The 22,848-nt window shown below is 74.8% G+C and carries 17 protein-coding genes; 3 read left to right on the top strand and 14 right to left on the bottom strand.

The genetic code is table 11. The annotated features are described in order from the left end of the window. Positions 1-10: 10 nt before the first annotated feature. The 8 genes from JK364_RS37365 to JK364_RS37330 form a co-directional block, all read right to left on the bottom strand. Complete coding sequence (locus tag JK364_RS37365) at positions 11-5,683, bottom strand: hypothetical protein (RefSeq protein ID WP_201855831.1); 5,673 nt, start codon at positions 5,681-5,683, stop codon at positions 11-13. A gap of 76 nt (positions 5,684-5,759) precedes the next feature. Next, positions 5,760-6,620, bottom strand: a complete 861-nt coding sequence (locus tag JK364_RS37360) for a hypothetical protein (RefSeq protein ID WP_201855875.1) — start codon at positions 6,618-6,620, stop codon at positions 5,760-5,762. Positions 6,621-6,687: 67 nt separating this feature from the next. Beyond that, positions 6,688-8,220, bottom strand: a complete 1,533-nt coding sequence (locus tag JK364_RS37355; RefSeq protein WP_201855830.1) for a hypothetical protein — start codon at positions 8,218-8,220, stop codon at positions 6,688-6,690. A gap of 151 nt (positions 8,221-8,371) precedes the next feature. Continuing rightward, positions 8,372-9,415, bottom strand: coding sequence for a DUF2891 domain-containing protein (locus JK364_RS37350; RefSeq protein ID WP_201855874.1), 1,044 nt, complete (start codon positions 9,413-9,415; stop codon positions 8,372-8,374). A 101-nt stretch (positions 9,416-9,516) separates the two neighbouring features. Beyond that, positions 9,517-10,161, bottom strand: a complete 645-nt coding sequence (pcp, locus tag JK364_RS37345) for a pyroglutamyl-peptidase I (protein WP_201855829.1) — start codon at positions 10,159-10,161, stop codon at positions 9,517-9,519. A 14-nt stretch (positions 10,162-10,175) separates the two neighbouring features. Further along, the gene (locus JK364_RS37340) at positions 10,176-11,144 is read right to left on the bottom strand and encodes a DUF979 domain-containing protein (protein WP_201855828.1); all 969 of its coding nucleotides are present in this window, start codon (positions 11,142-11,144) and stop codon (positions 10,176-10,178) included. Beyond that, positions 11,141-11,863, bottom strand: a complete 723-nt coding sequence (locus JK364_RS37335) for a DUF969 domain-containing protein (protein WP_201855827.1) — start codon at positions 11,861-11,863, stop codon at positions 11,141-11,143. The genes JK364_RS37340 and JK364_RS37335 overlap by 4 nt, the downstream gene beginning before the upstream one ends. A gap of 141 nt (positions 11,864-12,004) precedes the next feature. Then, positions 12,005-12,847, bottom strand: a complete 843-nt coding sequence (locus JK364_RS37330) for a GntR family transcriptional regulator (RefSeq protein ID WP_307841487.1) — start codon at positions 12,845-12,847, stop codon at positions 12,005-12,007. A 180-nt stretch (positions 12,848-13,027) separates the two neighbouring features. Here JK364_RS37330 and JK364_RS37325 point away from each other — a divergent pair, with 180 nt between their 5' ends. Genes JK364_RS37325 through JK364_RS37315 form a run of 3 tightly spaced genes read left to right on the top strand, consistent with a single transcriptional unit; the run spans position 13,028 to position 15,362 of the window. Continuing rightward, positions 13,028-13,807 (top strand): LamB/YcsF family protein, encoded by a 780-nt coding sequence (locus tag JK364_RS37325; RefSeq protein WP_201855826.1) that lies wholly within the window; start codon positions 13,028-13,030, stop codon positions 13,805-13,807. Continuing rightward, positions 13,804-14,454 (top strand): 5-oxoprolinase subunit PxpB, encoded by a 651-nt coding sequence (gene pxpB / locus JK364_RS37320; RefSeq protein WP_201855825.1) that lies wholly within the window; start codon positions 13,804-13,806, stop codon positions 14,452-14,454. The genes JK364_RS37325 and pxpB overlap by 4 nt, the downstream gene beginning before the upstream one ends. Then, positions 14,451-15,362, top strand: coding sequence for a 5-oxoprolinase subunit C family protein (locus JK364_RS37315; RefSeq protein WP_201855824.1), 912 nt, complete (start codon positions 14,451-14,453; stop codon positions 15,360-15,362). The genes pxpB and JK364_RS37315 overlap by 4 nt, the downstream gene beginning before the upstream one ends. On the opposite strand, the gene JK364_RS37310 is transcribed toward JK364_RS37315, so the two are convergent. The 6 genes from JK364_RS37310 to JK364_RS37285 form a co-directional block, all read right to left on the bottom strand. Next, a complete protein-coding gene (locus tag JK364_RS37310; protein ID WP_201855823.1) occupies positions 15,359-15,625 on the bottom strand; it encodes a WhiB family transcriptional regulator in 267 nt (88 codons plus the stop codon). The two genes, JK364_RS37315 and JK364_RS37310, sit on opposite strands and share 4 nt — an antisense overlap. A 222-nt stretch (positions 15,626-15,847) precedes the next feature. Further along, positions 15,848-16,045 (bottom strand): hypothetical protein, encoded by a 198-nt coding sequence (locus tag JK364_RS37305; RefSeq protein WP_201855822.1) that lies wholly within the window; start codon positions 16,043-16,045, stop codon positions 15,848-15,850. Positions 16,046-16,292: 247 nt separating this feature from the next. After that, positions 16,293-16,682, bottom strand: a complete 390-nt coding sequence (locus JK364_RS37300) for an ankyrin repeat domain-containing protein (RefSeq protein ID WP_201855821.1) — start codon at positions 16,680-16,682, stop codon at positions 16,293-16,295. Further along, a complete protein-coding gene (locus JK364_RS37295) occupies positions 16,679-20,323 on the bottom strand; it encodes a hydantoinase B/oxoprolinase family protein (RefSeq protein ID WP_201855820.1) in 3,645 nt (1,214 codons plus the stop codon). Before JK364_RS37295 ends, JK364_RS37300 begins: the two co-directional genes overlap by 4 nt. Continuing rightward, positions 20,320-21,525 carry an SGNH/GDSL hydrolase family protein gene (locus tag JK364_RS37290; RefSeq protein WP_307841486.1) on the bottom strand — a complete coding sequence of 402 codons (1,206 nt, stop codon included), beginning with the start codon at positions 21,523-21,525 and terminating at the stop codon, positions 20,320-20,322. Before JK364_RS37290 ends, JK364_RS37295 begins: the two co-directional genes overlap by 4 nt. After that, on the bottom strand, positions 21,522-22,778 hold the full coding sequence (locus JK364_RS37285; RefSeq protein ID WP_230993070.1) for a glycosyltransferase: 1,257 nt from the start codon (positions 22,776-22,778) through the stop codon (positions 21,522-21,524). The genes JK364_RS37290 and JK364_RS37285 overlap by 4 nt, the downstream gene beginning before the upstream one ends. Positions 22,779-22,848: the final 70 nt, after the last annotated feature.

Raw genomic sequence — 22,848 nt, 5'->3', positions numbered from 1 at the left:
CCCGCCGGGCTCATGTCCGGTCCGCCGCCCCGGCGGGCGCCTCCGCGTCCGCCTCGGGGCGGCGGTACATCCGGGTGGCGGTGATCTGGCCGTGCACCTGCTGCTCCTCCTCCGGCTCGCGGACCGGCAGACCCGGCCGCAGATGCTCCTCGACGCTGATGTACTTCAGGCCGGCCCGCAGATCCGCGTCATTGCGCAACCTGATCACCAGCGGGAACTCGGCCAGCGCCGTGGTGTCGAACAGCCCCGTCGTATAGAGCAGCTGCACCCCCAGCGCGTCCGCCACCGCCCGCTGGAGCTCCAGCAGATAGGTGGCGTTGGCGCGGCCGATCGGGTTGTCGAGGAAGAGCGTGCCCGCGTGGCGGTGCTTGTCCCGGCCCCGGTCGTTGCTGCGCAGGGCCGCCATCGTGCAGTACAGCGCGATGGCGGCGGTCAGCAGCTGGCCGCCGGAGAACACATCGCCCATCTGCCCCACCGGCACCCGCTCGGCCCGCAGCACCGCGTCCGGCTTGAGGATCTCCACGGCCACGCCGCGCGGCTGGAGCGCGGCATGGACCCCGCGCAGCAGCAGCGACATGCCGTCCCGGCGCAGATCGGAGTTCTTCCGGACGGCGGAGCGGGTGGCCTCGTCGATGACCTCACCGAGCCGCTCGGTGAGCGAGGCCTGGTCGGGGTCCTCGAAGCGGATCCGCAGGAACTCCTGGCCCGACCACTCGCCGAGCCCCTCCGGGAGCCGGGAGAGCCGCTGCGCCGAACGCAGCGTGGCGAGGCAGGACTCGACGAGGCCGCGCAGCCGGTCCACGATCGAGTCGCGGTTGCGCTCCAGCTGCTCCAGCTCGTCGGTGAGCACACGCAGCCGGGGCGCGAACGCCTCGGCCCAGGCGGCGGCGTGCTCGGGCAGCGCGGCCGCGGGGAGCTCCCGGATCTGCTGGCGGGCGGGGGTGCGCACCTGCTCGTAGCGGGTGGAGTTGGCGTGCCGTACGAGGACGTCGCTCGCCTCCCGCACCGAGGACTCGGCCGCCGACAGGTCGGCGGCGCAGCCGCGCAGTGAGCGGCGGGTCTCGGCGGCGGCCTGACGGGCCTCGGCGAGATCCCCGGCGTACGGCTCGGGCCGCTCGCCGTCGTCCTCCGCGCCGGGGCCGTCCCGCAGCAGATCCCGCAGCAGGGCGGCGGTCTCGTCGAAGCCGCCCGCGGCGTCCTCGGCGGCGCGGTGGGCGCGCACCGTGTCGGCGTGGGCGGTGCGGGCGGTGTCCAGGGCGTCCGTACGGGCGGCCAGTTCGCCGTTGGCGGTGCGCAGCAGCTCCTTCGCCTGCTCGGCGTCGGCCGGGACCGTCTCCTCCGGCAGCTCGGTGTGGGCGTCGCCGTCGGCGGGAGCGAGCCGCTCGGCCTCGCCGCGCAGCCGGCCCAGCTGCTCGCTCGCCGCCGACGCGCGGCTCTCCAGCATCTGCACCAGCGATTCGGCGCGGGCGGCGGCGGCCTGCCGGGAGGGGCCGTCGGCGCCGTCGGTGCCCTCCAGGAGCTGGGCGGCGCGGGTGCGGACCTTGTTGGTGAGCCGGTCGAGGGTGGCGAGGGCCGCGCTCTCGTCGCTTTCGGCGCGGGCCTGTTCGGCGCGGAGGTCGGCGCCGACGCCGACCTTCTCGTAGACCTGGGAGGCGGCGCGGTACGCCTCACGGAGCGCGGGCAGCGAGGCGGAGGCCGGCTCGGTGGCCTCGCCGAGGTCGTCGGGGGCGCCCGCGATCTCCGCGCGCTCGGCGCGCAGGGCGCGGGCGGTACGGCGCGCGTCGTCAGCCGCGCGCTGGGCGGCGCGCCGGTCCTCGTCGGCGGCGCGGGCCCGGTCCACACAGCCCGCGGCGCGCTCCTCGTACTCGACGGCCTCCTCGGCCAGTTCGCGCAGCCGGGTCTGCCAGGTGGCGCGCTCCCGCAGCCGGTACGCCAGACCGGCCAGCGCGTCCGCCACCCGGCGGGCCCGCTGCGCCGCCTCCTGGCGCTCGTCCCGGACGCGGGCGGCCTCGGTGGCGGCCTCGTCGGCCTCGGCCCGTGCCGTACGCGCCTCCACGAGGTCGCGCTGCGCGGTGTCGGCGGTCTCCCGTCCGGTCTCGGTCGCCGCCGCGAGCTCCGCGAGCCGCCCGGGCGGGCAGCCGGTGCGCCAGGAGGCGAGCCGCGCGGACAGCGCCCGGTCCCCGGCCAGCCGCGCGGCGAGCGCCCTGATCTCCTCGTCCCGCGCGGTGGCGCGGGCCCGCAGCCCGCGCCGCTCGTCGTCGGCGGCGCGCTCGTCGTGCATCGCCGGGTTCGGCGGCACGAGGAAGACCCCGCTGTCCTCGCCGCCCGGCGCGGGCGTCGGCGCGAGCAGCGCGGCCGACGTCCCGACGGCCACGGCGGACCGCGGCAGCAGCGACGCCTGGCCGAGCACCTCACGGGCGCGGGCGTGGGTGCCGGGGTCGGTGATGACGACACCGTCCACCAGCTCGGGACGGGCCGCGAGCACGGCGGCGTGGTCGACGGGGTCCACGGCCTGGGCGAGATAGCGCCAGCCGGGGAGCGCGGGGATGCCGTGCTCCCCGAGGAACTCGACGGCCGCCAGCACATCGGCACTCGGCGGCAACAGCCCGCCGTCACCGAGCGCCCCCAGAATCCGCGCGTCCTCGGCGGCGGCGGTCCGCAACTCGAACAACTGGCGCTCGGCGGAGCCCACACTCTCCTCGAGCAGCTCCCGCAACGCCTCGGCGTTCCGGTCCAACTCCTCGGCGGTGAGCGGCCCTTCCGCGAGGGGCCGCGGGGCGGGCGGGGTGCGGTGGCCGCGGTTGGGTTCGGGCTCGGGGTCGCCGCCGGGCTCGGGGCTCCAGCAGTCGGAGTCGTCGGGGTCGGGGTCGGGGTCGGCGTCGGCGGGGGTGACGGCATCGGCGGGGGTGACGTTGGCGGGCCGGGTGCCGGTGGCGGCGGTCTCCCCTACGGCCTGACCGTCGTCACCGTCCCCCACCCGAGCCGAAACCTCTTCGGACGGCCGGGACTCAGCCGCCACGACCCGGGCGCCACCGCGCGAGCCGCCCGGCGGGGCCGCGTGGGCGACGTCGGCGGAGTCCGTGGCGGCCTTACCGCCGTCGCCGTGGGGATCGGCCGCCACGTCCGGGGCGCCGCCACGGTGGCCCTCCGGGCGCGGAAGGCCATCGCCCGACGGGGCGTCCTCAGCCTCGTCGATCCGTACCGTCACCCGCCCCGCGGGCCGCGACTCCGCCGCGAGCGGACGACGCCCGGGGGTCTCCCCGGGGCCCGCCTCCGCGTCCTCGACGGACGCCGCTCCATGGCGAGTGGAGGGCGCCTCCTCCGCCTCGCCCACCGGTCCGGCATCCGTCCGTGCACCGCCGACCGGGACGGAGCCGCCCCCCGGCACCTCGTCCACCGGGCACGGCTCACCGAGCGCGCACGAGGCGGGAACGCCGTCACCGCGCGCCGCGGGATCGTCCGTGGGGCGCGCCGGGGCGGCGCCCATCCCGGCGTAGTCCTCTCCCGCGAAACGTTCGCGGATGTCGGTGGGGGGCTCCTCGGGGGCGTAGGCGTGGTCGTGGGGCGCGGGCCCGCAGTCCACGGGGATCGTGTGGGCGGAGGGGTCCGCGCGGAAGGCGGCGGGGAGTTGGGAGAGGCCGACGTCGTCCGTGTCCTCCTCGTCCACGTGGACCGTGATCCACCCGGCCCGGTCGGAGTCGGTCGGCAGGGCTCGGGCGCCTCGGCGGCCCACGCCGTCCGCGCCCGGAACGCGCACCGTCACCCCGCGCGCCGCGCGCGCGTCCGCCGGTGACGGGCGAGTGGTGGTGCCGCGGGGGGCGGGGACGGTGGCGGGGGGCTGTGGCAGGCCCAGCAGTTCGACCAAGCGCTGCTCCGCGCCCAGCGCCTCCGCGGCGCGCCGTTCCGCGTCGTACGCGGACTCCGCGGCCCGCGCCGCGTCCACCGCCCGCGCCGCGGCCAGTTCGGCGCGGGCCTCCTCGGCGGCGGCCGACTTCGCGTGGTCGGCGGTGCGCCGGGCGGTCTCGCGGGCCTCGTCGAAGGCGGCGACCGTGGTCTTCTCGGCATCGCTCGCGGCGAGGGCGGCGCGCGCCGGGTCGGCGTCGGGGGCGGAGTCGTCGAGCCATCCGGCGCGGACGGCCTCGGCGGTCTCCTGCTCGACCTCGGCGAGCCGCTGGCGCAGATGCTCGGTGTCGCTGCGGGCGCGCTGGGCCGCCGTGGCGGCGGAGGTGGCGTCGCGGTGGGCGGCCTCGCCCGCCTCCTGGAGGACGGCGGACCGCTCCTCCTCGCCGTTGGCGACCCGCTCGCCGTCCTCCGCGGCCGCGTGCAGGGCGCGGACGAGGTCGGCCGCGGCCTTGGCGCGGGCGGCGAGCGCGGGCGCCGCGTCCCGCTCCGCCTCGCGGATCGCGGCGGCCACGCGCGCGGAGCGGTCGGCGGCGGCGCGGTGGCGCAGCACCGTCTCGGCGGCCTGCCAGGCGGAGTGCAGGGTGCGGGCGTCGTTGAGCTCGCGGCGCTGCGCGGCGGCGCCCTTCTCGGCGGCGGCGAGCGCCAAGGAGGCGTGCCGGTAGGCGAGTTCGGCGGCGACGAGATCGCTGCGGCCGCGCGCCCCCTCGGCGTCGGTGACGGCCTCGGCGGCGGAGGCGACCCGCTCGGCGAGCTCGGCGGCCCGCGCCCGCTCCTCCGCGCCGCGCGCGGACAGCCGCCGGGCGAGCGTACGGGTGCGGCGCTCGGCGCCCGCGTGCACACCGCGCGCCTGCTCACGCCGCTCCGCGGCGTCCGCGATGCGCTGGAGCAGATCGAGCGAACCGGCGGTGAATTCGCGCTCGGCGGTCAGCTCGGCGCGGCGCCCCAGCTTGTGGGCGAAGCCATGGACGAGGTCGGCGAGCCCGTCGGTGTCGCGGGTGTCGGTGACGGCGCGCAGCAGGAGGTCGGTGAAGTCGGAGTCATTCTTGACCGCGAAGAGCCCGGCGGCCTCGCCCTCGTCGGCGTTCATCTCCCGCTGGTAGCGGAAGAGTTCGGGGTCGAGGCCGAGCTCGCCGAGGTGTTCGTTCCAGCGCTCGTGGATCTCCACCCAGACCACGTCCAGATGCGGGTATGCCTTGGCGGCCTCCGTAAGGGCGTCACGGAAGCCCTTCATGGTGCGGCGGCGGCCGCGGGCGGTGGAGGCGCCCTCGACGGCGGGCCGCACCGCCGCGGACTCGGCGACCGGCAGCGAGTCCAGGCTCATTCCGGGGCCGGGCCGGAAGGAGTACCACGCCTCGGCGAACTTCCGCGGGTCGTTGGAGACCTGACGGCCGCGCCATTCGCTGACCTTGCCGACGACGACGGTCTCACCGGTGACGGTGTGCTGCCACTCCAGCGCGACATGCCCGCAGTCGTCGGCGAGCAGGAACTTGCGCAGCACACCGGAGCTGGCCCCGCCCAGGGTGTTGCGATGGCCGGGCAGCATCACCGAGAAGATCAGCTTGAGCAGGACGGACTTGCCGCCGCCGTTCTCCAGGAAGAGCACCCCGGCGGGGGCGGGGCGGCGCGGCGGGCCGACCGGCTCCTCCTCGAAGAACTCCGCCTGGGTGGGCGCGGGGCTGGGCACCGGCTCGCCGACTCCGCGCAGGTCCAGCACGGTGTCGGCGTAACGCGCACCGGCCGGCCCGATGGAGTAGAGGCGGATCCGGGACAGCTCGTACATGGCGGCGGACTCTCGTTGTCGGAAGGTGTGGTGGTGTCGGGCGGGTGGGGGCCAGGCGTCGGGGTTCAGTCGGGGTTCAGGAGTGGAAGGGGAGACCGGCGTCGGCCACCAGGTCGAGGTCGTCGCCCTGGTCGGGGGGCAGCAGGGTGGCGCCGCCGTCGCTGACGGGGACGACACCGAGCTCCAGCAGCTCGGCCATGGCGGCGGAGGCCGCCATGTCGCGCACCTGGAGCTGGTAGCGGGCGGTCGTGCGGTAGGTGCCGCCGGATTCGTCCCCGGTGCGCTGGAGGAAGCCGGAGTCGACCAGGAAGGCGGCGGCCTTGCCGACGATGCCGGTGGTGGAACCGGCGAGCCTGCGGGCGTCCTTGGTGGCGCCGGTCGCGCTGCGCCGGGCGTAGACCCGCCAGGCGGACTCCAGCCCGGGCGCACCGGTGGTGGGGTCGGTGTTCTCCCCCTGCTCCTCGGCGCGCTCCTCCAGCCGCCGGCACGCCTGGCGGACGAAGGCGTCGACCCCGTTGACGGTGACGCGGCCGATATAGCCGTCGTCGGCGAGGTCCTCGGGGCGGGGGAAGGCCAGGGCGGCGACGGCGAGATGGGCGAGACCGTGCAGAAAGCGGTCGGCGGAGTCGGTGGCGGCGCGGCGGGCGTAGTCGCCCATGCGGACGGCGAAGACGGAGTCCTCGGCGGCGGTCACCGCCATTCCGGCGCGGGTCGACACCTCCAGCACGATGAGCCCGAGCCCGGCGGCGATGGCGTCGGTGAGGCGCGCGAACGCCGGTTCGTCGCGGTGCCGGCGCAGCAGCTCGGAGTATTCGACGTCCCGCGCGGGCAGCAGCTTGGGCTGGAGTCCGAAGGCCACCAGCCGCGCGGCGTCGGCCGCGTCGGCGGGCGCCAGCCCGGCCGCCGCCGGGGCGGGGGCCGGGTCCGGCGGTGTCATCTCGTCGATGTCGTACTCGGTCACGGCTGAACCTCCTCGCGCGGGGCGTACTCATGGGTCGCGGTCATCACGCCACCTCCGCGCGGTCGGCCGCCATACCGACCGCGTCCAGCAGGGCGGTGCCCACTATCAGGTCGGCGCCGCCGAATTCGGGGTCGTCGAGGTCGGTGCCGTCGTCCACGGCGAACAGCAGCCGCTGCTCGCCCTGGCGGTAGGCGGTGCCGACCGGGGGGCTGGCGGCGTGGACGGCGAGGAGGGCGATCAGATAGGGCAGATCGGGGTCGCGGCGGCGGGCGTCGGCGAGCAGCCCGGACAGCCGCCGCGGGGCGTCCGCGGGCAGTTCGAGCAGCTCCATGGCCACCGCCAGCTGCTCCTCACTGAAGCGGCTGTCGTCGGGGGTGGCGATGAGGTCCGGCTCGGGCATCTCCGCGCCGAGGTGCTCCCGCTCCACGGGCGGGGTGAGCAGCATCTCGACCAGGTCGCTCATCCGCACCGAGGTCGGGGTGCGCAGCCCCGTGCCGCGGCCGAAGAACGCGTCGGTGACCCGGCCCGCGCGCTCGAGGGGCAGCGGGAGGACGGGGGCCAGCAGCTGTCCGTACAGGTCGTATCCGGAGCGCGGGGCCGGGGGTGCGAAGGCCTGGCGGTCCTGCTCGGCGCGGAACAGCGGACCGGCCTCCAGCAGCCGGGACTGCAGCTGGGTGTGGCGCCGGATGCAGTCCTTGACGATGTCGACGAGCTCGGCGGCGCGCCGCTTGTGCTCGGCGCTCTCGGCCTCGTCGCGCGCCTTGCGGATATTGGTGAGGATCGCGTTCTCGTGGCGGTAGCGGTCGGCGACGTGGTCGAGCGCCTCGCTGATCAGCTCGGGGACGGTGCTCAGCCAGTCGACGGCGCGGACGTTCCGCCGGGTGGCGTCGAGGGTGCGGCGCAGCGTCTCCGAGTACTGCACGGTGCGGTAGCGGGCCTGCTCGGCGGCGAGTTGGGCGTCGGCGAGGCGGCCCCGGCTGATCAGGACCTCCAGCTTGACCTCGGCGGCGATCTGGGCGCTGGTGACATCCGTGTCGAGGGCGCCGACCAGGACGTTGACCGCCTCGTCGGTGGTGCGCAGATAGACGCTGCCGCCGGGCCCCGGCACCTCCTCGATCAGCTTGAAGTCGTAGTCCCTGCGGACATACACCCCATCGGGCCCGAAGGTGCCATAAACGGCGCGGAAGCCGCGGTCCACACTGCCGACGTTGATCAGGTTCTCCAGCACCCAGCGGGCGACCCGGTCGTGCTCGGCGGCGGGGCGGCCGGGGGCCTGGGCCGCCACCCGGGGCAGCAGCCTGGCCACTATCTGCTCGTGGTCGGCGCCGGTGTCGAAGTCCATGTGGAGCGTGACGAGGTCGATCGCGGCGAGGGCGACCTCTGCCATCGCGTACACCCCGTACTCCCCCGCGAGGTTGGCCTTGCGCGCGTCCAGGTCGTGCAGCGGCGCGGTGCAGGCGAGCGCGCGCAGCCGCCGGGCCAGGCCCTCGTCGGCGGCCGGGCCCGGGGCCGGCCGGGCGGCCCCTTCAGCGGTGTTGAGCTGGGGCGCGGCGGCCCCCGGGGGTGGAGATGTCACGTCGCACAGAGTAGGCGGTCGCACCGACAACGTACGAAACGGCACGGAGATCCCGCTATGACACACCAGGTCCCCCGCATGACGCACCAGGTCCCCCGCGCGTGCACACGCGTACACCGGCGCGTCCCCCGCACCTCACCGATCCGTCAGTCTACGGCTCACCGGCCGGTGGTCCGTCCAGGGCGAGCGCCGCGAAGGTGGCGAGCCAGTGGTCGCCGGTGAAGTCCCCGGAGACGGTGGCCGGGAGCCCGGCGGCCAGATGGTCACGGGCCGCCGTCCGCAGCACGTCCGCGCGCGGGTCGCCGTGCGGCAGGGCGGCGGCCAGGCGGCGGAGCGCGGCGGCCCGGCTGAGGATGAGGCCGAGGAGGTGACCGATATGCGGATCGGCGGGGTCGGAGACGATGGGCGGGGTGAGCACGGTGACGGGCGCGCCCCATTCGACGCCGGGGAGGAAGCGTTCCAGCCAGCGCGCGAACTCCTCCTCCGGCAGCACCCGGCAGACCGTCTCGGCCTCGGTGAGCGCGGGCGAGAGGAAGTCCTGCCCGGAGGGCTCCCAGTGGACGGGGGCGTCGCGGTCGTCGGCGAACCAGTCGAGGACGGCCTCGGTGACCGGTTCGACGATCCCCTCAAGGCCCGCGGCGGCCGCGCTGTCCAGGACCAGGCCGAGGGCGAAGGCGCTGTTGGTGTGGACGCCGTGCCGCACCGGATAGGTGGCGCGTTCCAGCCATCCGCCCAGCAGTGCGCGGACGGCGTCGGCGGCCGGTTCCAGGGCCTCGGCCCAGCGCTCGCCCGCGGGCCCCGGCAGGCTCCGGCACTCGGCGGTCAGCGCGAGCAGCCAGGCCCATCCGTAAGGGCGCTCGAAGGAGGGATGGGCGCGCAGATAGTCCGCCTCGGCGGCGAGGGCATCGGCCGTAAGGTGCCCGTCCAGTACGGCGGTGACCTCGTCGGCGCGGACGCGGTCGGGGCAGCGGCGCAGCAGCCGGACCAGCAGCCAGTGCATGTGGACCGCGGAGTGCCAGTCGTAGGAACCGTAGAAGGCGGGGTGGTACCGGCGCGGCTCGACCAGGTCCTCGGGCCCGCGCAGCAGATGCGCGGGGGCGTTGGGGTAGGCCCGGGTGACGTTGGCGGTGGCGAGGGCGGCGAACCGGGCCGCGTGCCGGCCGAGTTCGCTCCCCGTCCCGTCCGGCTCATTCATCTCGTCCGACTCATCCGGCTCATTCAGCTCATTCATCCCATCCAGCTCGTCCGGCTCATTCATCCCATCCGGCTTGGTCGCCGCGTTCGGCTCGTAAGCGCTCAATGCGTCGCCCCCTCGGCGACGCGCAGATCGGTCCGGGTGCTCACGGCCGCCCCGATGATCGCCCGCAGCGCGTCGGCGGCCATGGTGGCGGGCAGTGCTGGTTCGGTGCCGTCCACGACCTGTTCGGGCGCGTACGGGAGGTGGACGAAGCCGCCGCGCAGGGCGGGCCGCTCGGTGGCGATGAGATGGGCCAGACCGTAGAAGACGTGGTTGCACACAAACGTTCCGGCGGTCTGTGAGACGGCGGCCGGAATCCCGGCCTCGCGGACGGCCGCGACACACGCCTTGACGGGCAGGGAGGCGAAGTAGGCGGCGGGGCCGCCCTCGACCACCGGTTCATCGATGGGCCGACGTCCGGCGTTGTCGGGTATCCGGGCGTCGTCCACGTTGATCGCGACCCGCTCGACGGTGATACCGGGACGGCCGCCCGCCTGGCCCACGCACAGCACCAGGTCGGGGTCGGCCGCCGCCACGGCGGCGGCCAGCTCCTCGAGGGCGGTGCCGAAGACGCAGGCGAGTCGTACGGCCGTGGCCTCGGTGCCGGACGGCGGATCGGCGGCCACGAGGGACACGGCCTGCCACGACGGGTTGACGGCCGAGCCCGCGAAGGGTTCGAAGCCGGTGAGAAGCACGCGGGTCACAGCAGCGGCCCCCTTCAGAAGGCGAACAGCGAGATGATGGCGATGTTGCAGACCAACAGCGCCCCGGCGGTGGGGATCTGCGCCTTGATGGGCCCGTACTGGTCCTTGAGTTCCAGCAGGGCGGCGGGCACCAGATTGAAGTTGGCGGCCATGGGGGTCACGAGCGTGCCGCAGAAACCGGCCAGCATGCCGACGGCGAGGACGACGGGCGCGTCCCCGTGCATCTGCTGGATGAGCACGGGCCAGCCGATGGCGGCGGTCATCACCGGGAAGGCGGCGAAGGCGTTGCCCATGATGACGGTGAACAGGGCCATTCCCACGCAGTAGACGGCCACGGCGACGTACTTCTGGCCCTCCGGCAGCACCTGTTCGGTGATCTTGCCGACCTGGGTGCCGACCCCCGCCTCCTGGAAGACGGAGCCGAGCACGGCGAGCAGCTGGGGCAGCAGCAGCGCCCAGCCCATCGACTCCAGCAGGCTCCGGCCGGCGTGCAGGGGCACCGCGGGCCGCCGCTCCCGCACCACGACCATGCCGACCAGCAGTCCGGCGATCGCGCCGAAGCCGAGGCCGAGGATGGTCTCGCTGCCGGCCTCCAGGACCGGTTCGCCCCCGATGTGCCAGTGCTTGACGGCCGAGGCGCAGACGACGGCGACCAGCGGGATGGTGAGCGCCGGGACGAACAGCTTGCTGCCGAGCCGGGCGGCCGATGCGACGCGCTGCTCGGGCGTGGTGGTGCGCGGCACACCGCGCCCGGTGAGCGGGAAGCCGCCCAGGCAGACCATGGCGAGGACGGCGACGCCCAGCGGTTCGGCCGGGGCCTTCTTCTCCACCACCCAGCTGCTGTAGAAGAAGCAGCCGCCGAGCAGCCCCCAGAAGGCGGCCGAGCCGAGGCGCTTGGGGTTGGTGCGGTCGACGGCCATCTGGGCGGCCATGGCGAGGAAGACGGCGCCGACGAGCCAGTAGAACCACTCCGCCTTGATCACTTGGCTTCCTCCGCGGTGCGGCTGCCCTCGGCAGCGGATCGGCCGCCGGAGGCGGCGAGGTCGTGGTCCAGTGAGCGGTCCAGGCGCAGCAGCCGGAAGCCGTGGATGAGGAACGCGCAGACGGCGGTGGGGATGGCCCACAGCGCCAGCTGGAGCGGCTCCAGATGGGTGTGGTATGTGGTGTTGACGAACCCGGTGATCAGCAGGATCGAGCCGATGGCCAGGAAGCAGTCCTCGCCGAAGAACAGCCCGACCGTGTCGGCGCTGGCGGAGTACGAGCGGACGCGCTCGCGGACCCGCTCGGGCAGCGGGCCGTGGCGGCGCTCCGCGGCGCCCTCGGCCATCGGCGCGACCATGGGCCGGACGCTCTGGGCCGGGCCGCCGATGCTGGTGAGGCCGAGGGCGGCGGTGAGCTGGCGCAGCAACAGGTAGAGGGCGAGGAACCGGCCGGTGGTGAGCTTGCCGAGCCGGCCGATGAGGGTACGGGCCTGTTCCTGGAGGCCGTGACGCTCCAGGAGGCCGATCACGGGCAGGGTGATGACGAAGATCGTCACCGAGCGGCTGGAGGCGAAGCCGTTACCGAAGGCCGCCAGGATCTCCTGGGGCGAGAGCTCGGCCAGCAGTCCGGTGGCGATGCCGGCGACCCCCACCACCAGCAACGGGTTGCGTCGTGTGGCGAATCCGAGGATCACCACGAGGACGCCAAGGAGAACGATCATGCGTCCCGCCTTCCGCGCACAAGGACCTCACGGGGGGCGTGAGGAGAGTGCACCGGAGGCTAGGCGTTCGTTCAACGATCCGACAAGAGCCTGAAACGAACTTGTTCCGGCCCCGCCGGATCGTTTACCGCTGGGAAACCTCTATCGCCGGGACATCTTCCGCCCGTAGGCGTCGGCCAACTGCCCCTGGGAATCGTCCAGATAGGAGGCGAGCAGCCGCTCGGCCTCCATCGCGTCGCCGCCCTGGAGCACCTCCAGGATCTGGCGGTTGCGCACCAGATAGGGGGCGTAAAAGCGGCGGGGGTCGGCCATGACATGGAAGACCAGCCGGAGCTCGGCCAGCACCGCGCGCATCAGTTCGTCGGCCCGGGGGCTTTCGGCGAGGGAGACGATCGCCTGGTGGAAGCGGATATTGGCGGTGGACAGGTCCTCCCAGGCCCGGTCCCGCGCGGCGCGCTCGCCCGCCAGGACCGCCGCCTCGACCGCCCGCACCTCGTACGGCGGCTCGCCCAGGCCGCGGACCGCCGCGCATTCGACGAGCCGGCGCACGCGGTAGATGTCGTTGAGGTCGTCCACCGTGACGACGCGGACGAAGACGCCGCGGTTCAGCTCGTGCACCAGCAGCCGCTCGTGGGTCAACAGGCGGAACGCCTCCCGGAGGGTGTTGCGCGAGACGCCGAGCGCCCCGCCCACGCTGTCCTCGGACAGCCGGGTGCCGGGCGGGAAGAACCCCTCGGCGATGCGGTCGCGCAGGATGTCCGCGACGCGCTCCGCCGTGCTGGTGCGCCCCAGCAGCGCCCGGTCGGCCTCGAGCCCGGCGGCGAGACCGGGCACCGGGGCGTACCCGGCCGGCTCCACCGGCTCCGCGGCCTCCGTCGCCCCCGGCGCCGCCGACATCTCCCGCGACTCGCCCGGCGACTCGTCCGACGGCTCGTCCGACGGCTCGCCGGAACGGCGGTTTGCACCCTTTGCCCCGTTCGCCACATCAGCCCCTGTTCGGTGTCTCGTTCGTCCCGTATAGCGAGAAGTCAAGCCCAGAAACCGTCGCCGGACAACAAGCATCTTGTCGGATCGTTCAACGATCGCTTACCTTGTGGTGCCATCCGCATCCCCTCACGTATCCCCCACGCCCGACACGTATCCCCCACGCCCGAACGGACGGATATGACCGCATCCTTGGCGAACCTGTCCATCGATCTCAACGCCGACCTCGGCGAGGGGTTCGGCCGCTGGCGGCTCACCGACGACGAGGCCCTGCTGTCCATCGTCACCAGCGCCAATGTCGCCTGCGGCTTCCACGCCGGGGACCCCTCGACCATGCGCCGGGTGTGCGAGCTGGCCGCCGAGCGCGGGGTGCGCGTCGGGGCCCAGGTCTCCTACCGGGACCTGGCCGGTTTCGGCCGGCGCAGCATGGACGTCCCGCCCCGGGAGCTGGCCGACGAGATCGCCTATCAGATCGGCGCGTTGGAGATCTTCGCGCGTGCCGCCGGGACGCGGGTGCACTACGTCAAGCCCCACGGCGCGCTCTACAACCGCAGTGTGCACGACGAGGCGCAGGCCGCCGCCGTGATCGAGGGCGTCGGGCTGGCCGCCGGCGGTCCGCTGCCGGTGCTGGGGCTGCCCGGGTCCCGGCTGCACGAGGCGGCCCGCGCGGCCGGGCTGCCGGTGATCACCGAGGCGTTCGCCGACCGCGCCTACACGGCCGCCGGGACGCTCGTGCCGCGCGCCGAGCCCGGCGCCGTGGTCCACGACCCGGACACGGTGGTCAAGCGCGCCCTGGGCTTCGCCCGCGACCGCGCGGTGACCGCGATCGACGGACGGCGCATCGAGGTGGACGTGCGCTCGCTGTGCGTCCACGGTGACACCCCCGGCGCCGCCGACCTCGCCCGCCGGGTGCGGTCCGAGCTGGCCGCCGCGGGGGTACGCGTGGCGGCGTTCATATGACGGTGCGGACCCTGCCCGTCGGCGAGCACGGGCTGCTCATCGAGCTCGACAGCGGTGCGGCGGCCGAGGCGCTCCACGCCGAGCTGCTGCGCCGCGCCGCCGAGCGGCGGCTGCCCGCCGTGCGCGAGATCGTGCCCGCCGCCCGGACCGTGTTCCTCGACGGGCTCGCCGACCCCGGGCGGCTCGCCGCCGAGCTGCCCCGCTGGCGGATACCGCCCCTCGACCGGGGCGACAGCGAGATCGTCGAGGTGCCCGTGCGCTACGACGGGCCCGATCTGGACGAGGTCGCGCGGCGGTGGGGGGTGACGCCCGAGGAGGCCGTACGGATCCACTCCGGCGCCGAGTTCCGGGTGGCCTTCTGCGGCTTCGCGCCCGGTTTCGGCTATCTGACGGGGCTGCCCGAGCGGTTCCACGTACCGCGCCACGCGACGCCCAGGACGCGGGTGCCGATCGGCTCGGTGGCCCTCGCGGGCGGGTACACGGGCGTCTATCCACGCTCATCCCCCGGCGGCTGGCAGCTCATCGGCACCACGGACGCCGTGCTGTGGAACACCGCGCGGGAACCGGCGGCGCTGCTCACCCCCGGCACTCGCGTCCACTTCATCCCGGTATCGGATAACACGGCCCCGGAAGGGGCGGCGCCATGACCGACAGTGCCTTCGTCGTCGTACGGCCGGGAGCCCTGACCACCGTCCAGGATCTCGGCCGCGTCGGCCATGCCCATCTCGGGGTGGGCCGCTCGGGGGCGCTCGACCAGCCCGCCCACCGGCTCGCCAACCGCCTGGTGGGCAACGCCGAAGGGGCCGCGACCCTGGAGACCACGCTCACCGGCTGCGCGGTACGGCCGCTCCGCCCGGCGACGGTCGCGGTCACCGGCGCGCCCTGCCCGGTCACGGTGGGCGGCCGCCCCGTCGCATGGGGCTCGGCCGTCCGGGTGCCGTCGGGTGCGCTCCTGGAGGCCGGGGCCGCCGCCCACGGGGTGCGCAGCTATGTGGCGTTCGACGGCGGTGTGGAGGCCGAGCCGGTGCTGGGCAGCCGGGCCACGGACGTGCTGTCCGGGCTGGGCCCGGCGCCGCTCGCGGACGGCGCGGTGCTGCGGCTCGGGCGGCCGCGCGGGCCGGTGCCCGACGTGGACGGGGTGCCGCATCGGGGCGTCGCACCCGAACTGGTGCTCCCCGTGGTGCTCGGCCCGCGCGACGACTGGTTCACCCCCGCGGGGCTGCGCACCCTTACCACCGGGGACTTCCGCGTCTCGGCCGCGAGCAACCGGATCGGACTGCGGACCGAGGGCCCCTCACTGGAGCGGGCGCGGGACGGTGAGCTGGCCAGTGAGGGCATGGCGCTCGGCGCGCTCCAAGTCCCGCCGGACGGACGCCCGGTGCTCTTCCTCGCCGACCATCCCACGACCGGCGGCTACCCGGTCGTGGGCGTCGTGCCGGAGCGGTATCTGGCCGCCGCGGCGCAGGCCGTCCCCGGCACTCCGGTGCGGTTCACCCCGCTGGTCCGGGCCTCCTGGGGGCCGCCTGCGCGGCGGACCGTCCCGGACGGCGGCTAACGGGCGCGCCGTGCGCCGACGCGCTCCCTGCGCTGTGCCCTGCGGCGCAGCGCGCGGCGCTCCTCCTCACCGGTGCCGCCCCAGACCCCGTGGGTCATTCCGCTCTCCAGCGCGTGGTCCAGGCAATCCTGGATCACCGGACAGCGCCGGCAGACCTCCTTGGCCAGCGTCTCCTGCCGCCGGGCGGCCGGTCCCGCCACCCCCACGGGGAAGAACAGCTCCGGATCCTCATGCGTGCATTCGGCGTTATGCCACCAGGCCATGGCTGCCCCTTCCGTGAACGACGTTGCTGAAAGCACCCGCCGTCGGGCTCACGCACGGGGTGCGCGGGGCGGACGCCCGTGGGTCATGCGGGCGCGTCCGGGCGGGCTTTGACAAGGTTCGGGTTTCCGATCGTGGCGGCGGCAAACGGATCCGATCACGCCATACCTCATATCGGGCTGCCTGTTTGAGCCCCGGGGCGGCTCGGGGCCTCCCCAGGGGCGTCAGTCGCGCAGCCGCTCGGGCAGCAGGATGACGCTGCCACCCGGCCGGCCGATCCACCGCGGCCCGCCGTCGACCGCGACCCCCGTGACCGCGGCGGCCATCGCCAGCGCCCGCGCCGTCCAGCCGGACGGATGCCCGCCGTCCCCGAACCGATACCGCCATGCCTCCTCCGGATCGCCCTGCTCCGGATCGAGCATGACCTCCTCACAGGAGCACATCACCCCGTCACGGGCTATGGAGGGGGTTGGAACTGCTTGTCGAGGAGCGTGCACGAGGTCGGTTTAGCTCAATAGTGTGATGGTCGCTTCTCGGGCTTGCGGTGCCGTGCAGGGGCCGGGACAGCGTAAGCGGCGCGATCTGGGACGCCGGGTGCGGTGCCAGCGTGCGGGGCCCCTGCTCCAACAGAGAGATGGTTCAGGGCCTCCCCGTCGCCTCTGGCCGAACTCAATTGGCCAGATCGAGACGGCCACGGTGCCCGGACGAGCTGGCGTGGTGGCGTGGTGGCGTCCACCAGGCCAGCCCGCCGGGGCAGCGCCCGTCGGCCTCCCGGGGCCGCCAGGGGTCGGCCCCGGCCGCGATGAGCGCCGACGCCTTCGCCCGGTCCCAGTTGCGCACCGCGTGCCACAGCGGGGTGCGGCCCGCCGCGTCCGGCTGGTCCACCTCCCGTGCCACCGTGAGCAGTTCGGCCAGCACCTCGGCACTCCCCGAGCAGGCCGCGGAGTGCAGCGGCGCCATATGGCCGCCGAGGACGCGATCGGGGTCCGCCCCCGCGGCGAGCGCGGCGCGCACGGCCCGCAGATCCGTCCAGTCGTGGATGTCCTGCCAGTCGGTCATGCGTCCAATCTGGCATCCGCCACCGACAATCCGTCCCCGGCCTCCTCCGGCGGGCCGTGACCGCCGCCGCCCGGGGTGTGGACGACCAGGACGTCCCCCACCCCGACGTCCGCCGCGTCACGGCCGTCCAGGCGGTCCACCGAACCGTCGGCGCGCTCGATCAGGTTCGCGCCCAGCGCTCCCGGTTCACCGCCGGCCATGCCGTACGGGGCCACCCGGCGGTGGCCGGTGAGGAGGGCGACGGTCATCGGCTCCAGGAAGCGGATGCGGCGGGTGACGCCGTGGCCGCCGCGCCATCGGCCACGGCCGCCGCTGCCCCGGCGGATCGTGAAGCTCTCGACCCGCACCGGATAGCGCCACTCCAGCACCTCGGGGTCGGTCAGCCGGGAGTTGGTCATATGGGTCTGTACGGCGTCGGCGCCGTCGAAGCCGTCCCCCGCGCCGGAGCCGCTGGCGACCGTCTCGTAGTACTGGACGCGGTCATTGCCGAAGGTGACGTTGTTCATCGTGCCGGAGCCCTCTGCCTGGACGCCCATGGCCGCGTACAGGGCGCCCGTGACGGCCTGGGAGGTCTCGACGTTGCCGGCGACCGTGGCGGCCGGGAAGACGGGCGCCAGCATGGAGCCCTCGGGGATGCGGACCTCCAGGGGCTTCAGACAGCCGCTGTTGAGCGGGATGTCCTCGACCACCAGCGTCCGGAAGACATAGAGCACGGCCGCCATCACCACCGAACTGGGCGCGTTGTCGTTGCCCGGCCGCTGGGGCGAGGTGCCGGTGAAGTCCAGGACGGCGCCGCGCGCGTCGCGGTCCACCGTAAGGCTGACGCGGATGACCGCCCCGCCGTCGGTCTCGTAACGGTACGAGCCGTCGCGCAGCCCGGCGACGATACGGCGCACCGACTCCTCGGCGTTGTCCTGGACGTGGCCCATATAGGCGTGCACGACGTCGAGGCCGAACTGCCCGATCATCCGGCGCAGTTCCTGGACGCCCTTCTCGTTGGCGGCGATCTGGGCGAGCAGATCGGCGAGGTTGGCGTCCGGGGCGCGGGACGGGTACGGCCCGCCGGTCAGCAGTTCGCGGGTCTCCCGCTCGCGCAGCGCCCCGTCCCGTACCAGCAGCCAGTTGTCGAAGAGGACGCCCTCCTCCTGGATGGTGCGGCTGAAGGCGGGCATGGAGCCGGGAGTGATGCCGCCGATCTCGGCGTGGTGGCCGCGCGAGGCGACCAGGAAGAGCAGTTGGTCCCCCGGCTCGTCGAAGACCGGGCTGACCACGGTGACATCCGGCAGATGGGTGCCTCCGTGGTACGGGTCGTTGATCGCGTACACATCGCCGGGCCGCATCGTGCCCCCGTTGCGCCGCAGCACCTCCTTGATGGACTCGCCCATGGAGCCCAGGTGGACCGGGATGTGCGGGGCGTTGGCGATGAGGTTGCCCTCGGCGTCGAAGAGTGCGCAGGAGAAGTCGAGCCGCTCCTTGATGTTGACGGAGTGGGCGGTGTGCTCCAGGCGGACGCCCATCTGTTCGGCGATGGCCATGAAGAGGCTGTTGAAGACCTCCAGCATCACCGGGTCCACCTCGGTGCCGACCGCGGTGGTGCTCGGGCGCGGCCGGACCCGGGTGAGCAGCAGATGGCCGCGCTCGCCCATGGTGGCCCGCCAGCCCGCATCGACCACGGTGGTGGCGTCCTCCTCGGCGACGATCGCGGGCCCGGTGACCCGGTCCGAGGGGCGCATACGGTCGCGTTCGTAGAGCTCCGTCCGCTGCCAGTGCCCGTCCGAGAACATCCTTACGGTCGTCACGGGCGCCAGTTCGCCCTCCCTGGGCGGCCGTTCCACGGCATGGCCGCCGGTGGGTCCGGACGCGCCGACCGCCTCGACCGACACCGCCTCGACGACCAGCGGCTTGTCCATGGTGAAGGCGTAGCGGGTGCGGTGCGCCCGGACGAAGTCCTCGGTCATCGCGGGGGCGGAACCGAGCGAGACGGGGATGCTGGAGTCGGTGCCCGCATACCGCAGATGGATCCGGGCGACGGTGTCCAGGGTGTCCTCCGGGACCCCGTCCGCGAGGAGTTCGCCACGGGTCTGATCGGCCAGCCGCGCGCACAGCTCGCGCACCCGCGGCAGCGTCTCCTCGCCCAGCTCCGCCTCGACGGCCTGCTCGCGCATGGCGGTGGCGTCGGCCACCCCGATGCCGTACGCGGAGAGCACCCCCGCGAGCGGCGGCACGATCACCGTGCCGATGCCGAGCGCGTCGGCGACCGCGCAGGCGTGCTGGCCGCCCGCGCCGCCGAAGCTGGTGAGCGCGTAGCGGGTGACGTCACGGCCGCGCTGCACGGAGATCTTCTTGACCGCGTTGGCCATGTTGAGCACCGCGATGTCCAGGAAGCCCGCCGCGACCTCCTCCGGTCCGCGCCGGTCGCCGGTCGCCTCCGCGATCTCCTCGGCGAGCGCGGCGAAGCGCTCCCGGACCGTCGCCGCGTCCAGCGGCTGGTCGGCGTGCGGGCCGAAGACCACCGGGAAGTGGTCCGGCTGGATCCGGCCGAGCATCACATTGGCGTCGGTCACGGTCAGCGGGCCGCCGCGCCGGTAGCAGGCGGGGCCGGGGACGGCGCCGGCCGAGTCCGGCCCCACGCGGTAGCGCCGGCCGTCGAAGTGGAGCACCGAACCGCCGCCCGCCGCCACGGTGTGGATGTTCATCATCGGGGCGCGCATCCGCACCCCGGCGACCTCGGTGCCGAAGATCCGCTCGAACTCGCCCGCGTAGTGCGAGACATCGGTCGAGGTGCCGCCCATGTCGAAGCCGATGACGCGATCGTGTCCGCCCTCGCCGGAGGAGCGCGCCATGCCCACCACACCGCCCGCGGGCCCGGACAGCACCGCGTCCTTGCCCCGGAAGTGCGCGGCCTCCCGCAGCCCCCCGTTGGACTGCATGAACATCAGCCGGATACCGCGCAGTTCGGCGGCCACGTCCTCCACATAGCGGCGCAGGATGGGCGACAGATACGCGTCGACCACGGTGGTGTCGCCGCGGGACACCAGCTTCATCAGCGGGCTGACCTCGTGGGAGCAGCTCACCTGGGTGAAGCCGAGGTCGCGGGCCACCGCGGCGACCGCCTGTTCGTGCGCGGCGTACCGATAGCCGTGCAGCAGGACGACGGCGACGCCGCGGAAGCCGTCGCGGTGGGCGGCGCGCAGCGCCTCGGCGGCGGCGTCGAGGTCCAGGGGGCGGACGACCTCGCCATGGGCGTCCACCCGCTCGGGGATCTCCACCACCCGGTCGTACAGCGCCTCGGGGAGCAGGATCCGGCGGTCGAAGAGGCGGGGGCGGTTCTGGTACGCGATGCGCAGCGCGTCCCGGAACCCTTCGGTGACGACGAGGACGGTCGGCTCACCCTTGCGCTCCAGGAGGGCGTTGGTGGCGACCGTGGTGCCCATCTTGACGACGTCGATCCGGTCGGCCGGGACCGGATCGCCGGGGCCGAGCCCCAGCGTCTGCCGGATCCCGGCGACGGCGGCGTCCGTATAGCGCTCGGGGTGGTGGGACAGCAGCTTGCGGGTGACCAGGCGGCCGTCCGGACGCTTGCCGACGACGTCCGTGAAGGTTCCGCCCCGGTCGATCCAGAATTCCCAGCGACCAGTCACCCCGCCATTGTCGCAGCGGACGACGGTGTGTCGGCGATGAGCGGATCGGCGGGCGGGTGCGGGAGGTGGGCGGGGGCCGGACCGCGGGTCACCGCGGTGAGCGCGGCGATTGTCGCCCGCCGGTCCCGGTCCTCGAGCAGATGTGCGGTGCCCTTGAGGCGGTGGCGCCATTCCAGGGCCGCCAGCGCGACCAGGCCGGGCAGGAGGTCGGTGCAGCGGTCCGCGATCCAGCGGGTGCCGCGGGTCGCCATCCACCACGCGGAGGCGGTGCGCGAGGGCGTGGGGCCGTTGAGCTCCAGGGACGGCGGGGCGCCGGTCGCGATGGACCGGGCGCGCAGGGCGCTGTGGAACTCCCTGGCCAGCAGCCGGTGCCCGAGCTCGCTCGGATGCAGCCGGTCCACGCTCCACGCCCGCCGGTCGGCGACCCAGGTGTGGTCGCTCAGCTCCACATGGACCGCCTCGTGGCGCTGGGACAGCGCGTGCACCACGGTGTTCACCGCGCGCATCCGGCGCCCCAGCGGGCGGGCCAGCGCGGACGGCAGCCCCAGCATCCGCCCGGGGTCGGGCAGGCAGGCGGTGAGCACCACGGCGCCGTCGGCGCGCAGCGCGCCGATCGTACGGTCGAGTGCCTCGGCGACCCGGCGGATGTCGAACGAGTCGCGCAGCGTGTCGTTCCCGCCGACCACGACCGACACCAGATGCGGGCGGGCGCGGCGGGCGGCGGGCAGCTGTTCGTCGGCGACATCGGCGGCCAGCGCCCCGCTGCGGGAGAGATTGACGAACTCCACGGGCTCGTCGGGGTGCGGCCCGGCCGCCGCCGCCAGCAGCGCGGCCCAGCCGCGCCATCCGCCGCCGGGCGCCGGGTCGCCGAGCCCCTCGGTGAGCGAGTCGCCGAGGGCGGCGAACCGCAGCCTGCGCGGCTCCGTACCCTCGCCCAGCCCCTCGCCCGCGCACTCGCCCGTGGCCGCCCCGTCGCCCGGCGTCGTGCCCGGCGTCCGGCCCGCCCGGTGCGGGGCAGTGGCCGCCCGGTGCGGGGCAGCGACCGCGTCCTGCCCCGCACACCCCGTCGCCGTAGGGACGGCCTCCGTAAGGACGGCCTCCGCGAGAACGGCCTCCGTAAGGGGGGCCTCCGTGGGGTCGGCCTCCTGACGAGACGGTTCCGTACCAGCGCGGTCCCCCGTGTGAGCGCCGGCTGCGCTCACCGCACACCGCCGACGGCCCGGGGCGCGGAGACCCCCGGAGCGGCCGGGAGCGCGGCGGCCGGGAGCCGGCCGCCGTCGGCGCACCGGACGCCCTCGGTGGACGCGTCATGGGCGGCCAGGAAGGAGGCGACCGCCGCGGGCCAGCCGTAGCGCTCGGCCCGCGCCCGGGCCGCCGCCCGGCGCAGGGGCTCGGAGCGGCCGAGGACGCGCTCGACGGCGTCCGCGAAGGCCGTTCCGTTGTCGGCGGCGGTCTCGCCCGCCGCGCCGATGATGTCCGGCAGCGCGGAGAGCGCGCTGACGACGACGGGCGAACCGCAGGCCAGCGCCTCCAGCGCCGCGAGGCCGAAGGTCTCCGCCGGACCCGGCGCCAGCACCACATCGGCGCTCGCCTGGACGGCGGCGAGCCCCGCCCGCTCCGCCACATGGCCGAGGAAGACGGCCGGCAGCCCCTCGGCGCGGGCGCGGGCCTCCAGACGCGGCCGGAGCGGTCCGTCCCCGGCGACCACGAGCGCCGCGGAGACGCCGCGCCGCCGCAGCTCGGCGAGCGCGTCGAGCGCCCGGCCCGGCCGCTTCTCGGGCGACAGCCGCGAGCACATGGCCATGAGCACGGCCGCCTCGCCGCGGTGGTGGTCCCGCAGCGCCGCGTCGTGGTGGGAGGGGTGGAAGTGGCCGAGATCCACGCCCAGCGGGGCGCGTAGGACATTCCGCGCGCCGATCCGTACGAACTCGCGCGCCGCCCATTCGGTGGTGCAGACGATCCGCGAGTAGGCCCGCGCGGTACGGAGGTTGAGCCGGTCCGCGGCCCCCTCGGCGAACGCCTCCGGCACCCCCCAGGCGCGCAGCACGGCGTCCGCGCTCTCGTGGGAGACCATCACGGCCGGTACGCGGGCGCGCCGCGCCCACTCCCCCGTCCAGCGGAGGGAGGTGCGGTCCGACACCTCGAGCCGGTCCGGTGCGAGGGCGTCGAGCAGCCGGGTCAGCCGCCGCCGGTCGGCCAGGACGCGGTAGCCGCCGGTGCCGGGGATGGTCGGACCGGGCAGCGTGATCACCCGCCCCTGCCGGGTGTGCTCGTCCGAGACCCGCTCGCCCGGCACCACCAGCACGGCCTCGTGCCCGGCCGCCTGGTACCCGGCCCCGAGCTCGCGCAGCGCGGTGCGGAGGCCGCCGGAGGCGGGGGTGACGAAGTTGGCCAGCCGGACGATGCGCAGCCCCTTGCCGTCGCTCATGCTCTGCTCTCCGCCCACGGCGCTCATGCTGTGACCCCTTCGTTCGCTTCTCCGCCCGCGCCGCGCAGAGGCGCGGGCATCGCCGTCCACCGCGGCC

Origin of the sequence: Streptomyces endocoffeicus (genome assembly GCF_016741935.1) — a bacterium.
Lineage (GTDB): Bacteria > Actinomycetota > Actinomycetes > Streptomycetales > Streptomycetaceae > Streptomyces > Streptomyces endocoffeicus.
The sequence above is the reverse complement of the archived record's forward strand: the minus strand, read 5'-3'. Positions and strand labels throughout refer to the sequence as shown.

Excerpts from the sequence above, each read along its gene's own strand:
- JK364_RS37365 (WP_201855831.1), bottom strand. The coding sequence starts at position 5,683 with ATGTACGAGCTGTCCCGGATCCGCCTCTACTCCATCGGGCCGGCCGGT.
- JK364_RS37360 (WP_201855875.1), bottom strand. The coding sequence starts at position 6,620 with ATGACACCGCCGGACCCGGCCCCCGCCCCGGCGGCGGCCGGGCTGGCG.
- JK364_RS37350 (WP_201855874.1), bottom strand. The coding sequence starts at position 9,415 with ATGAATGAGCCGGACGGGACGGGGAGCGAACTCGGCCGGCACGCGGCC.
- JK364_RS37335 (WP_201855827.1), bottom strand. The coding sequence starts at position 11,863 with ATGATCGTTCTCCTTGGCGTCCTCGTGGTGATCCTCGGATTCGCCACA.
- JK364_RS37325 (WP_201855826.1), top strand. The coding sequence starts at position 13,028 with ATGACCGCATCCTTGGCGAACCTGTCCATCGATCTCAACGCCGACCTC.
- pxpB (WP_201855825.1), top strand. The coding sequence starts at position 13,804 with ATGACGGTGCGGACCCTGCCCGTCGGCGAGCACGGGCTGCTCATCGAG.
- JK364_RS37315 (WP_201855824.1), top strand. The coding sequence starts at position 14,451 with ATGACCGACAGTGCCTTCGTCGTCGTACGGCCGGGAGCCCTGACCACC.
- JK364_RS37310 (WP_201855823.1), bottom strand. The coding sequence starts at position 15,625 with ATGGCCTGGTGGCATAACGCCGAATGCACGCATGAGGATCCGGAGCTG.
- JK364_RS37305 (WP_201855822.1), bottom strand. The coding sequence starts at position 16,045 with ATGCTCGATCCGGAGCAGGGCGATCCGGAGGAGGCATGGCGGTATCGG.
- JK364_RS37300 (WP_201855821.1), bottom strand. The coding sequence starts at position 16,682 with ATGACCGACTGGCAGGACATCCACGACTGGACGGATCTGCGGGCCGTG.
- JK364_RS37285 (WP_230993070.1), bottom strand. The coding sequence starts at position 22,778 with ATGAGCGCCGTGGGCGGAGAGCAGAGCATGAGCGACGGCAAGGGGCTG.